We start from the raw sequence: 13,106 nt of genomic DNA, 5'->3' as shown, positions 1-13,106 counted from the left end.
CGGTATCCGTTGCCTTGGTGAGACTGGTAGAATGCCCACATGATGGAATCCATAGAAATTGATTGGCTGATTATATCCCTGCTGGGGCTGACCGTGGGTGTTCTGGTGGGTTATTTAACAGCCCGGCACAAGGCTGGCCAGGCGGAGCAGATGGCGGCGGTGGAAATTGCTGCGCTTCAGGAGCGTTTGCAGGCAAATACCACTCGCTACGAAGAACGCCTGGAGGAACTCAGAGACGCGCGGGAGAACATGGGTCGGGAGTTTGAAAACCTCGCCAATAAAATCTTTGATGCAAAACAGGCGAAGTTTTCCCGGGACAGCAAGCAGGCGCTGGATACGACACTGGCACCGGTGCGCGAGGAGCTGAAAAGTTTTCGCAAGAAAGTGGAGGATGTGTACGACAAGGAGAGTGCCGAGCGCAACCGCCTGGTGGGGCAAATCAGCGAGCTGCAGAAGCAGGCCCAGCAGATCAGTCAGGGCGCAGAAAATCTCACCAACGCCCTTAAGGGCGACAGCAAAGTGCAGGGCAACTGGGGCGAGGTGGTGCTGGAGCGGTTGTTGGAGGAGTCCGGCTTGCGTCAGGGGCGTGAATACCAGACTCAGGAATCCTTTACCGATGCAGACGGCAAACGCAAAATGCCCGATGTGATTGTGCGCCTGCCGGACGAACGCGACATTGTGATTGATTCCAAGGTGTCGCTCACCGACTATGAACGCTATTGCAGCGCCGGTGACGACAACACGCGCCAGCAGCACTTGAAAGCCCATATCAACTCCCTGCGCACCCATATCACCGGCTTGTCGCGCAAGGGCTACGAGCAGCTGGACGCCATTCGCACTCTGGATTTTGTGCTGATTTTTGTGCCCATTGAAGCGGCCTTTATGGTGGCTCTGGAAAACGACCACACATTGTTTCGCGACGCCTACGACAAAGGCATTATCCTGGTAAGCCCCAGCACCTTGCTGGCCACCTTGCGCACTATCCACAATATCTGGCGCTTTGAAGACCAGAACCGCAATGCGGAAAAAATTGCCAGTCAAGCGGGCGGGCTGTACGACCAGTTTGTATTGTTGATGGAAGCGTTTAATGACGTGGGCAAGCATCTGGAACGCAGTCAGCAGGCCTGGGATACCGCCAGCAAACGCCTGCACAGTGGCCGTGGCAATCTGGTAAAACGGGTCGAAGATATCAAAGTATTGGGTGCCAAGGCGAAAAAACAAATTGCCAAAGAAGCACTGGAGCTGTCAGAAGACAGCGGTTCAGAAGACAGAGAGCAGATGACAGAGGACAGATAGGGTGGGGTGGATATTTGTTGCCGGTGCGATTGTCGCTGCTCTGAGTGGATATGCTATTTATTTGATTGTAAAACTGCGCCAGCGCAACAACCAGCGTGCCCTGTGGCGCAGTGAAGTTGAGCAGATGGTGCAAGAGCGCAGCGGCAAGATTCGCAACAGCATTGAAGTGATTGCCGCCGCCATGCTTGAAAGGCAAATGACTATCAGTGAGTGTGTGATTCGTCTCAGCACATTGCTTCACCAGCTGGGCCCGGTAGCGGCCCAGGAACGCTTCCAAAGTTTGCACCGGGCAGCGGCGGAACTGGAACATATTCCCATTCTCGATGAGTGGAAAAAACTCAAATTTCGCGAGCAAATGACACACATGAAAGAGATGGACGCGGTGGAGAAAAAGTACGGCGATTTTGTACTGGATATTTGCGCAACCATTCAAAAAGACGGTGTGAATGCGGCGAACAAAAAAGCAGTTGATTACTACCAACCCTGACTGGTGTTCGCTGTCGTCATTGCGAGGCCGAAGGCCGCGGCAATCTCGTGACTTTTGCACTTGATTTCAGGAGATTGCCACGTCGCCTGCGGCTCCTCGCAATGACGTGGTGCATTAAAATAAGGTAAGACTTATGTGTGAATTATTGGGGATGTCTACGGACCAGCCCACCGATATTTGCTTCAGCTTTACCGAGCTGATGAAGCGTGGCGGCGATGCCGGGCCCCACCGGGACGGCTGGGGCATTGCGTTTTACGACAACCTGGGGGTGCGCTCTTTTCTTGATCCGGAGCCCAGTCACTGTTCAAAAATTGCTGATTTTGTGTGCTCCTATCCCATTCGCAGTTGCAATGTAATTGGCCATATTCGCCAGGCCAATGCAGGCAAGGTAAGCCTGGCCAATACCCATCCGTTTGTTCGCGAACTCTGGGGGCGCAACTGGGTATTCGCCCACAATGGCCAGTTTAAAAGCGTGAAAAAATGGCCCCTGGGACGTTTTACCCCCGTGGGTACTACCGATTCTGAACACGCTTTTTGTTGGCTGATGAAAATGATTGACGAGGAATTCCCGGAAATCCCCAAACGCCCCAATCGCCTGCACACCAAACTCAAGGAATGGTGTGATCTGCTGCGAGAGCAGGGGGTGTGCAATCTGATATTCAGTGACTCCCGTTACACTTATGCCTATTGCTCCACCAAACTGTGCTGGTACACCCGGCGCCCGCCCTTCGCCGAAGCCACCCTGAAAGACGCCGACGTAACGGTGGACTTTAAACTCAAAAACACTCCGGTAACGGCAGGCACCGTTATAGCCACAGAGCCACTGACGGCTAATGAAGAATGGAACAAAATGGTGCCGGGGGAGTTTATTGCGTTCAAGAAAGGCGAGGTGTTTCGGCGTATCAGATGACAGGGGACAGATGGCAGAAGACAGATGGAGGGTGCCTGTCATTCTGAGCGCAGCGAAGAATCTCAATGCCGGGAAGTTGTGAGATCCTTCGCTGCGCTCAGGATGACAGGATTGTCAGGTGCAGGGTGGTTGGTATTTCACGACTTTGGTTTTTGCCATTAGATCATGGATACAGCGTTTGTCTTTTCTGAAGATAAATAATATATCCACCAATGCGAAAAGACTTCCAATGAGTGGAATCCATGCGATGACTTGTATAAGAATGTACCGGATGCCTGCGGTGTTCATCAGGGTTGGCACTTTGTCGCTGTCCATCTCAACGATCTGAATATCCACTACTCGTTTGCCAATGGTTTGTCCGTGGTTTTTCAGTAGTGCCCCGTTAAATGCCAGCCACATGGCTGTTCCGGCCAGGAATAGGCCGATCTGTGTTGTGTAGTTTTCCGGGTTGTCGAGCATGGAGCTCCAAAACCCGGTTACGTACATCAAAACAAAAAACGGTATTCCAACGATAAGTGAATCCAGTATGTTAGCCCCAAGGCGAAGCCATCGCGATGCCAGCTCTCTTTCATCACTGGCAGAATTGCCACTGTCAATAAGATCCGCTTCCGGCGTTTGGTAAACGTTTTCTTTTTCTTCCATAATCAGGTTTTCCTGTTTTTAATATTGTTCCTGTAAGCGCGCAGCGCGTCCTGTTGTCTGTTAACTGTACCTTAAAAAAGCCCTTCAATTTCCCCGCTTTCATTGACAAAAATATTATTCGCCGCCGGTACCCTGGGCAGGCCGGGCATGCGCATAATATCGCCGCAAATCGCTACCAGAAATTCTGCCCCGGCAGACAGGGCCAGTTCCCGTATAGGCACTACGTGATTGCTGGGGGCGCCCATCAGCTTGGGGTCGGTGGAAAAACTGTACTGGGTTTTTGCCATGCAGATGGGGAAGTGGCCGTAGCCTGCTTCCTGATACTGCTTGAACTGGTCGCGAATTTTTTTATCAGCGGTAATGTCGTCGGCTCCGTAGATGGAGCGGGCGATATGGCGGGTTTTTTCCCACAGGGGCATGTCGTCATCGTACAGGGTGCGGAATTGGGATTGGTCGCTATCGGTCATGGCGACAACCGCGTTGGCCAGTTCTTCGGCACCGGCACCGCCATTGGCCCAGTGGGTGCAAACGTAGGCCTGGGCGCCCCGTTGTTCCACGTATTCTTTGACGGCGGCGACTTCGGCGTCGGTATCGTTGGTAAAGTGGTTGATGCACACCGCTACCGGTACGCCAAATTGCCCCACGTTGCGAATGTGGCGGCCCAGGTTTTTCAGGCCTTTTTGCACCGCCTCGATGTTTTCGCTGTCCAGCTTGTCTTTGGCTACGCCGCCGTGCATTTTCAGGGCGCGAACGGTGGCGACAATCACCGCAGCATCCGGTTTTAAACCGGCCTTGCGGCATTTGATGTCGAAGAATTTTTCCGCCCCCAGGTCGGCGCCAAAGCCCGCTTCGGTGACTACATAATCAGACAGCTTTAAAGCGGTTTTGGTGGCGATAACGCTGTTGCAGCCGTGGGCGATATTGGCAAATGGCCCGCCGTGAATAAACGCCGGGTTGTTTTCCAGGGTTTGCACCAGGTTGGGTTGCAGGGCGTCTTTTAGCAGGGCGGTCATGGCGCCCGGTGCAGACATGTGTGTGGCGGTGATGGCTTGTTTGTCGCGGGTGTAGCCCACTACAATTTTGCCCAGCCGTTGTTGCAGGTCTTCAAGGTCATTGGCCAGGCAGAAGATGGCCATAATCTCCGACGCCACGGTGATATCAAAACCGCCCTCCATGGGGAAGCCGTTGCCGGGGCCGCCTATGCCGGTCATCACATGGCGCAGCTGGCGGTCGTTCATATCCACCACTCGCCGCCAGTTGATGCGGCGCAAGTCCAGGCGCAGGTCGTTGCCCCAGTGTACGTAGTTGTCGATCAGCGCCGACAGCAGGTTGTGGGCCGCGCCAATGGCGTGCATGTCGCCGGTAAAGTGCAGGTTGATGTCTTCCATGGGCACCACCTGCGAGTAGCCCCCGCCAGCGGCACCGCCCTTCATGCCGAAGCAGGGGCCGAGGCTCGGCTCGCGAATGCAGATGCTGGCATTTTTGCCGATGCGATTGAGGGCGTCACCAAGGCCGATGGTGGTGGTGGTTTTGCCCTCGCCGGCGGGAGTGGGGCTGATGGCGGTGACCAGAATCAGTTTGCCATCCGGGTGCTCTTTCAGTGAGTTGATGTACTCCAGGCCAATTTTGGCTTTTGTGTGGCCGTAAGGCACCAGGCTTTCGGAGGGAATGCCCAGTTTGGTGCCAATGTCCATAATGGGTTGCATGCTGGCTTTGCGGGCTATGTCGATATCGGTATTGGCCATTGTTGGGTTCCGTAGTGAAATTTTTGTGGTTGCAGGTTGTCGTAAAAGTTATGGTAGCAAAAAATAACCAGAATTCAGCCATGTCTGTTCAAGATGCCATACACGCTGCGCGTGAACACTTTGGTATTGCGCATAACTTGCCGGAGCGCATTCCCACCAACATTGTAGATGTATTGAGTCAGAGCGCTAAGGCGTCACCAAAGGCGCCGGCTTTTAGTGCTCTGGGTGGTACTCTCAGCTATCGCAATCTGGATAAACTCTCTGATAACTTTGCCAGTTACCTGCAACACCACACAGCGCTCAGGCCCGGTGATCGTGTAGCGATCCAGCTGCCCAACCTGTTGCAGTATCCAGTGGTGGTGTTTGGCGCTCTCAAGGCGGGAATGGTGTTGGTCAATACCAACCCGCTGTACACCCCCAGAGAGCTGGAAAAACAGCTGGCGGATTCCGGCGCCCGTGCTCTGGTGGTGCTGGACAGTCTGCTGCACAACTCTCTGGAGGCACTGCACAACACCGGTGTGGATTTGATTATATCCACCTCCGCCGTGGATATGCTGCCATCGGTCAAGCGTGGCTTGATGAGTCCGGTCATCAAACTGTTGGGCAAAGGTCGCAAGGTGGCGCGACAGAACAACGAAGTGGCTCTGCGAAAAGCCCTGGTTTTGGGGGGCAGGAAATCGCGCACAAGAGTGGATATTCAACCGCAAACCCTGGCCTTGCTGCAGTACACCGGCGGCACCACGGGCGTTGCCAAGGGTGCAGAGCTGACCCACCGCAATATGCTGGCCAATATCATCCAGACACTGGGAATGTTGAAGGAAGGCGGTGTGCGAGTGGGTAAAGAAGTGATTATTGCGCCACTGCCGCTGTACCATATTTTTGCCTTTATGAGCAGCATGTTGTTGATGATCTATCTTCGCGGCCATGTGCACTTGATCCCAGACCCGCGCAACCTGCCTTCTATGATCAAGGTGCTGCGCAAAACCCCCTTTACTATTTTCTATGGGCTCAACACCCTGTTTGCGGGGCTGATGCGTCACAAGGATTTCCTCAAAGTGGATTGCTCGGCATTAAAGCTGACTGTTTCCGGTGGTATGGCGCTGACCGATGTGGTGGCTGAACAATGGCAGCAGGCGACCGGTTGTACCATCACAGAAGGTTATGGCCTGACAGAGACATCACCGGTGGTGTCGGTGAATATTCCCGGTCAAGAGGTGATCGGCAGTATTGGTGTGGCGGTACCGGGAACGGAAATACGCATTGTCAATGAGGGGCAAGACCAACCGCTCAATGAGGGCGGCGAGCTGTGGGTGCGCGGCCCCCAGGTTATGAGGGGATACTGGAACAGTCCCCGGGAAACTGCCAATTGCATCGACGATGACGGCTGGCTGCGCACCGGCGATATTGCCAGCGTGGATGACAGTGGTTTACTGCGTATTCTCGATCGCATGAAGGATATGATTATTGTCTCAGGCTTTAATGTCTACCCCAACGAGATCGAAAACGTGCTCAACAGCCACCCGGACGTTCAGGAAAGCGCCGCCATTGGTATTCCCGATCCGAACAGTGGCGAAGCCATCAAAGTATTTGCGGTAATCACCGACCCGCAACTGACCGCTGAAAAACTTAAGGTCTGGTGCCGGGAGCAGCTGACAGGCTACAAAGTGCCCCAGCAGTTTGAGTTCTGCGAGGATTTGCCCAAGTCGAATGTGGGGAAAGTTTTGAGGGCGAAATTGCGGGATTAGCCTGTGCCAGGCAGGTATTGGGTGGTACCTGCTGTGACACGCAGCAAGTACGTCCATGTAAGCTCGTCGCCAGCATCCTTGCTGGCGGCGGTCACATCAGGTACCACCCAATACCTGCTTTCCAAGTTTGGGTAGTATCCCGGCGCTTCTTGCCACCCAAACTGAATTTCCGTGCTAAAGTCCCCGGCTTTAACTCCGCCCCAAGTAATGTCTGATTCCATCATCAACAACCTCTATCAGCAGTTAGACAGTTGCCTGTCATCTGACCGTGGCCGTCTGCTGGCGGGCTTGGGGCGAGTGCGGCAACGGCTCAAGCGCAAGCAGCCGGTGGATAAGGAGCTACAGCGCTTACTCGAACTGGCGGAAAAGTCACAACAACAGGTGGCTGCCAGGGCGGAACAGATTCCGGCTATTGAATACCCTGACCTGCCAGTATCTGCCCGGCGGGAAGAAATTGCCGACGCTATTGGTGAACATCAGGTAGTGATTGTGGCTGGCGAAACCGGCTCGGGTAAAACCACCCAGTTGCCAAAAATTTGCCTGGACTTAAATCTGGGCACAGGGCGTGGTACCCGTGGGCTAATCGGCCACACCCAGCCGCGCCGTATAGCCGCTCGCACGGTGGCCAGCCGTATTGCCGAAGAACTGCAAACCCCGCTGGGTGACAAAGTCGGCTACCAGGTGCGTTTTAACGACCACAGCAGCGACAACACCTTTATCAAACTGATGACCGACGGTATTTTGCTGGCGGAAATTCAGCACGATCGCTACCTCAATCGTTACGACACCATCATTATTGACGAGGCTCACGAACGCAGCCTCAATATCGATTTTTTGCTGGGTTATTTGAAGCAGATACTGCCCAAGCGCCCGGATCTGAAAATAATAATCACCTCCGCCACTATCGACGTGGAGCGCTTTTCACAACACTTTCATAACGCGCCAATTATTGAAGTTTCAGGCCGCACCTACCCGGTAGAGGTTCTCTATCGCCCGCCGCAAGAAGACGATAACGAGTTGGGTGAGCAGGTTATCGCAGCACTGCAGGAATTGTTGGAACTGCCTCAACGGGGTGATGTACTGGTATTTCTCAGCGGCGAGCGAGATATTCGCGAGCTGGCACTAAGCCTGCGCCGGGCGGTCACCCAGCGGCTGTTACCGCAACTGGACGTGCTGCCGCTGTATGCGCGCCTCAGTCTGGCGGAGCAGAACAAAGTGTTTCAGGCGGGTAATCGCCGGGGCATACGTGTTGTGTTGGCTACCAATGTGGCTGAAACCTCGGTCACCGTGCCCGGTATTCGCTATGTGATCGACCCCGGTACTGCTCGTATCAGCCGTTACAGCTACCGCACCAAAGTACAGCGCCTGCCCATTGAGGCCATTTCCCAGGCCAGTGCCAACCAGCGCAAGGGGCGCTGTGGGCGTTTGAGTGACGGGGTTTGTGTTCGCCTGTACGACGAAGAAGATTTTCTGAGTCGTTCGGAATTTACCGACCCGGAAATTGTGCGCACTAATCTGGCGGCGGTAATTCTGCAAATGTTGCACTTGCGCATTGGCGATATTCGCAATTTTGATTTTGTCGATGCCCCGGATCAGCGCCTTATTAACGATGGCTTTAGCCTGCTCAAAGAGCTGGGCGCCATTGACCATAAAGAGCATTTAACTGCGGTCGGCAAGCAGCTGTGCCGCCTGCCCGTCGACCCCCGTATGGGGCGTATGTTGCTGGCAGCCAGTCAAAGCGACTGTTTGCGGGAATTGCTGATCATTGCCTCGGGTTTGAGTATTCAAGACCCCAGAGAACGCCCTGCGGACAAACAGCAACAGGCGGACCAGGCCCACGCCCGTTGGCGGGACAAAGGTTCCGATTTTATCAGCCTGCTGAATCTATGGGACCACATGGAGCAGCAACGCCAGGATTTATCCGGCAACCAGTTCAGCAAATACTGCAAGGCCAACTTTGTTTCCTACCTGCGCATGCGCGAGTGGCGCGATTTGCATCATCAGTTACACCAGGTGGTGCGGGAATTAAAACTGCCTTACCGCAGTGCCGGTTTGAAAAATGAGCCCAGTGACGACCCGTTGGCGCCACAGCTCTACAATCAGGACGCTATTCATCGCGCTTTGTTACACGGATTGCTGGGGCAGGTGGCTCGTCTGCAGGAAGGGCGCGAATACCTGGGTACCCGCAACCGTAAATTTATGATCTTTCCCGGTTCTGGCGTGTTTTCCAGGGGAGGGAAAAAAATACCCAAGTGGCTGATGTGCGCCGAATTGCTGGAAACCAGCAAACTCTACGCACACACCGTGGCGGCTATCGATAATCAATGGTTGCCGCAGCTGGCCGCGCACCTGGTGAACAAAAGCTACTCCGAACCCCACTACGACAGTCGCCGTGGCGAGGTAATGGCGTTTGAAAAACAAACCCTCTACGGCCTGACCATTGTGGAACGCAAGCGCTGTCGCTACGGCAGTATTGACCCAACGGTATCCCGCCAGATATTTATTCAGGGTTGTCTGGTGGAAGGCGGCTACAGCAAAAACCGCCGCGGCAAAGGGCGGTTTTTCAAGCATAACCAACAACTGCTGGACGACCTGGAACAACTGGAGGCGCGCACCCGGCGGCGGGACATTGTTGCCGAAGAACAGGTGATCTACGACTTCTTTGACCAACGTGTGCCTGACGACATTACCAACCTGGTGGCTTTTGAGCAGTGGCGCAAATCGGCAGAGCAAGATCAGCCGCGCCTGCTGTGCATGGAGCGCGAGCTACTGATGCAACGGGCAGTAAGTGACAGCTCTGAAGCGCAATTTCCCAATTGTATTGAATGGCAGGGTATGGCCTACCCATTGCACTACCATTTTGAGCCGGGCCATCCCAGAGACGGCGTGACTGTGGATATTCCCCTGGCGGTTTTGCATCAGGTCCCCAAATATCGCTTTGAATGGATGGTGCCGGGCATTTTGCGAGACAAGTGCATCGCCCTGGTGAAATCCCTGCCCAAACCCCAGCGCCGCCAGTTTGTGCCAGTGCCGGATGCGGTGGATAAAGCCCTGCGGGATTTGAAATCAGACAATCGCCCCTTGACAGAGGCCCTGGCCGAACAGCTAAAACGCCACTACGGGGTTGACCTGGACGGTGCTGGTTGGCAGCCCGAGACTCTGGATGCCTACTATCGCATGAACTTCCGGCTGTTGGACGACAGCGGAGAATCGCTGGCCATGGCCAGGGACTTGCAACAGCTGCAAACGGAGTATCGCAGTGAAGTGCAAAGTACCCTTCAGCAAACCGCTGCCCCGAGTTTTGAACGCACGGGCCTGCGCTGTTGGGATTTTGGTGAGTTGCCCGAGATCTACAACCACACCCGTGGCGCTCTGACCGTGCGCGCCTGGCCAGCGTTGGTGGACGAGGGCGACAGTGTTGCCCTGAAACTGCTGGACCATCCGCAACAAGCACGCAACCGTACACAGGGTGGCCTGTTGCGCCTGGCCTTGCTGCAACAGACGCAAACGGCCAAATACCTCCACAAAAATTTGTTCAAAGGGGCGGATTTGAAACTGATGGCGGCAGGGCTGCCCAAGCGCCAGGAGTTAGCCCTTGATGTGGTTGCCGCTGCTTACTGGCAGGCATTGTTTGAGGGCCAGTCAACCCCCCGCAATGGCCAGCAGTTTGATGAACTGCTGACCCGGGGCGGCGGTCAGATTGTGACCCGGGCCAATCAGCTGGAAGGGTTGCTGTTGTCGCTGCTGGAACCGTTGGGAGTCGTCCGCAAATTGCTTAAAAAATCCGGCTTGGCGGCGTTTCACGCGGTAGAGGATATTCAGTGCCAACTGGATGAGCTGTTTGCTGATGGCTTTTTGCAACATCAGGGCGAACAACGGTTGCAGCAGTACCCTCGCTACATCAAGGCACTGCAGCAGCGGTTGGGAAAAATCGCCAGCAACGCCGCCAAAGACCGCCAGTACACCTTGCAGCTGCAGGGCTTGCTGCACAAGCTGGACGAATTGCCTTCCCAGCGTCAGGAGTGGACGGAACAACAGCAAACCGAAGTGGCCCAATACCGCCACATGCTGCAGGAATACCGGGTTTCGCTGTTTGCCCAACAGCTGCGCACCGCGCTGCCGGTTTCAGAGAAACGCCTTGTGGCTCAGTGGCAACAAGTGGCAGCGTCATTTGCTTGAGTTCACACTCGCGGTGTAAAAATTTTGCAATATCGCAAAAATAGTGGAAACTAACTCTCGACCCTTAGGTCATAAAGCCCAGCAATGCCGGAGATGGCTTTGCTGCATAACTATATCTTGAGATAACGATTAGGAGAGATCCATCATGGCTAAGCAAACCATTAAACCTCTGGCGGCTGCAGTTGGCGCAGCGTTTCTGGCTTCTGTTGCTATTGCACCGGCAGCAATGGCTGATAACCCCTTCGAGGCCAGCGAACTGACTTCTGGCTACAACAACACCCTGACCGGTGACAAGGGTGAAGAAGGCAAGTGCGGTGAAGGCAAATGCGGCGAAGGCAAGTGCGGCGAAGATAAAGGCGAAGAAGGCAAGTGCGGCGAAGGTAAATGCGGTGAAGGCAAATGTGGTGAAGACAAAGGTGAAGAAGGCAAGTGCGGCGAAGGCAAGTGTGGCGCGAGCTAATCACCTGTTATTTGCTGTAGGCACTGAATATGACAACTAAGTCATATCCCGTTACGGGAGCCGGATTGGGACTGCGACGTTGTCAGTTAGACAACTTCCAGTCCCTTTCTTCTGATGATGTTCAGTTTATGGAAGTGGCTCCCGAAAACTGGATCAATGTGGGTGGGCGCTTTGGCCGCAAGTTTCGCCAGTATACGGAGCGTTTTCCGTTCGTGTGCCACGGCCTGTCCCTCTCCATTGGTTCCCCTGCGCCGCTGGATTTCGATTTTCTGGCGGACGTAAAAGCCTTTATGTCCGATCACGGTATAACCACCTATACCGAACACCTTACCTATTGCAGTGACAACGGTCATCTGTACGACCTGTTGCCCATCCCCTTTACCGAACAAGCCATTCACTATGTGGCAGACCGCATTCGCCAGGTGCAGGATTTTCTGGGGCAGCGTATTGCCATGGAAAATGCCTCCTACTACGCGGCCCCGCAACAGGAAATGAGCGAAATTGAATTTATCAACGCGGTATTGGCCGAGGCAGACTGTGACCTGCTGTTGGACGTCAATAATATCTACGTCAACAGCATCAACCACCGCTACGACCCCGATGAATTTCTGGCAGCACTGCCCGGCGAGAGAGTCAGTTATGTGCACATTGCCGGCCATTACAATGAGGCGGAAGACCTGCGGGTGGATACCCACGGCACGGATGTGATCGACCCGGTATGGGCATTGTTGGACCGTGCTTACCAGCTGTTTGGCGTTATGCCGACGCTGCTGGAGCGGGACTTTAATATCCCCCCACTGCCTGAGTTGATGACAGAAATCGACCATATCAAAGCAATTCAACAGCAACACGCCACCCAAGTGATGAGTGCCTGATGAGCGCACCTTCATTTCAGGATACCCAGTTTTCCTTTGCTGCCCACCTGCGCAACCCGGAGCAAAACCCAGCGCCATCTGAAATTGAAGACCGGCGCATGGGTATTTACCGGGACCTGATTTACAACAATATCCAGAATTTTATTGCCAGCGGCTTTCCGGTGCTGAAAACCCTTTACTCCGAGGCGGACTGGCACCACATGGTGCGTGACTTTGTCAGTCGCCATCAGAGCAGCACGCCGTATTTTCTGGAAATTTCACAGGAGTTCTTGCGCTATTTGCAGGAAGAACACCAACAGCAACCCTGCGACCCACCATTTTTGCAGGAGCTGGCCCATTACGAATGGGTAGAGCTGGCGCTGGACGTGTCGCCGGAGTCACTGCCGCCGGAACAAGATGTCAGCGACAGCGACCTGTTGCAACGCCACCCGGTTGTCTCCCCACTGGCATGGAGGCTTTCCTATCAGTACCCGGTTCACCAGTTGGGCCCGGAATATCAACCTCAACAAGCGCCACAACAGCCGACGTTTCTGGTGGTATACCGCAACCGCAAAGAGCGGGTGCGCTTTATGGAGGCAAACGGCGTTACCGTGCGTCTTTTGCAGCTTCTGGAAGACGACAGCGAACTCAGTGGCCAGCAGGCATTGGAACAGATTGCGGAAGAACTGCAACACCCCAACCCCGAACAGGTGGTGGCCAGCGGAATACCATTATTGAGAAAATTGGCGGACCTGAGCATTATTTGCGGTTGTGATTGAAAATATTGT

At 54.4% G+C, this 13,106-nt stretch carries 10 protein-coding genes; 8 read left to right on the top strand and 2 right to left on the bottom strand.

Features of this window, described 5'->3' with window-relative positions; all coding sequences use genetic code 11:
- Nucleotides 1–39: 39 nt before the first annotated feature.
- From ACVBEJ_RS08810 to ACVBEJ_RS08800, 3 genes are all read left to right on the top strand, one after another.
- On the top strand, nucleotides 40–1,296 hold the full coding sequence (locus ACVBEJ_RS08810) for a DNA recombination protein RmuC (protein ID WP_447129258.1): 1,257 nt from the start codon (nucleotides 40–42) through the stop codon (nucleotides 1,294–1,296).
- Nucleotide 1,297: 1 nt separating this feature from the next.
- Nucleotides 1,298–1,783 carry a DUF2489 domain-containing protein gene (locus tag ACVBEJ_RS08805; protein WP_447129257.1) on the top strand — a complete coding sequence of 162 codons (486 nt, stop codon included), beginning with the start codon at nucleotides 1,298–1,300 and terminating at the stop codon, nucleotides 1,781–1,783.
- 133 nt (nucleotides 1,784–1,916) lie between these two features.
- On the top strand, nucleotides 1,917–2,693 hold the full coding sequence (locus ACVBEJ_RS08800; protein ID WP_447129256.1) for a class II glutamine amidotransferase: 777 nt from the start codon (nucleotides 1,917–1,919) through the stop codon (nucleotides 2,691–2,693).
- A gap of 114 nt (nucleotides 2,694–2,807) precedes the next feature.
- Here ACVBEJ_RS08800 and ACVBEJ_RS08795 read toward each other — a convergent pair whose 3' ends face one another.
- Nucleotides 2,808–3,335, bottom strand: coding sequence for an RDD family protein (locus tag ACVBEJ_RS08795; RefSeq protein WP_447129255.1), 528 nt, complete (start codon nucleotides 3,333–3,335; stop codon nucleotides 2,808–2,810).
- Nucleotides 3,336–3,406: 71 nt separating this feature from the next.
- Nucleotides 3,407–5,080, bottom strand: a complete 1,674-nt coding sequence (locus ACVBEJ_RS08790; RefSeq protein WP_447129254.1) for a formate--tetrahydrofolate ligase — start codon at nucleotides 5,078–5,080, stop codon at nucleotides 3,407–3,409.
- Nucleotides 5,081–5,160: 80 nt separating this feature from the next.
- Here ACVBEJ_RS08790 and ACVBEJ_RS08785 point away from each other — a divergent pair, with 80 nt between their 5' ends.
- The 5 genes from ACVBEJ_RS08785 (at nucleotide 5,161) to ACVBEJ_RS08765 (ending at nucleotide 13,097) form a co-directional block, all read left to right on the top strand.
- A complete protein-coding gene (locus ACVBEJ_RS08785) occupies nucleotides 5,161–6,825 on the top strand; it encodes an AMP-binding protein (RefSeq protein ID WP_447129253.1) in 1,665 nt (554 codons plus the stop codon).
- Between the two features lie 207 nt (nucleotides 6,826–7,032).
- Nucleotides 7,033–11,004: an ATP-dependent RNA helicase HrpA gene (gene hrpA, locus ACVBEJ_RS08780; protein ID WP_447129252.1), complete on the top strand. Its 3,972-nt coding sequence runs from the start codon at nucleotides 7,033–7,035 to the stop codon at nucleotides 11,002–11,004.
- 145 nt (nucleotides 11,005–11,149) lie between these two features.
- Nucleotides 11,150–11,464, top strand: a complete 315-nt coding sequence (locus ACVBEJ_RS08775) for an HvfA family oxazolone/thioamide-modified RiPP metallophore (protein WP_447129251.1) — start codon at nucleotides 11,150–11,152, stop codon at nucleotides 11,462–11,464.
- Between the two features lie 29 nt (nucleotides 11,465–11,493).
- On the top strand, nucleotides 11,494–12,339 hold the full coding sequence (locus ACVBEJ_RS08770; protein ID WP_447129250.1) for an HvfB family MNIO-type RiPP peptide maturase: 846 nt from the start codon (nucleotides 11,494–11,496) through the stop codon (nucleotides 12,337–12,339).
- Nucleotides 12,339–13,097 (top strand): HvfC family RiPP maturation protein, encoded by a 759-nt coding sequence (locus tag ACVBEJ_RS08765; RefSeq protein WP_447129249.1) that lies wholly within the window; start codon nucleotides 12,339–12,341, stop codon nucleotides 13,095–13,097. Before ACVBEJ_RS08770 ends, ACVBEJ_RS08765 begins: the two co-directional genes overlap by 1 nt.
- Nucleotides 13,098–13,106: the final 9 nt, after the last annotated feature.

The sequence above is a fragment of the Porticoccus sp. GXU_MW_L64 genome, assembly GCF_052983295.1.
Note: the sequence above shows the minus strand (reverse complement) of the source record. Positions and strands in the feature narration are given on the sequence as shown.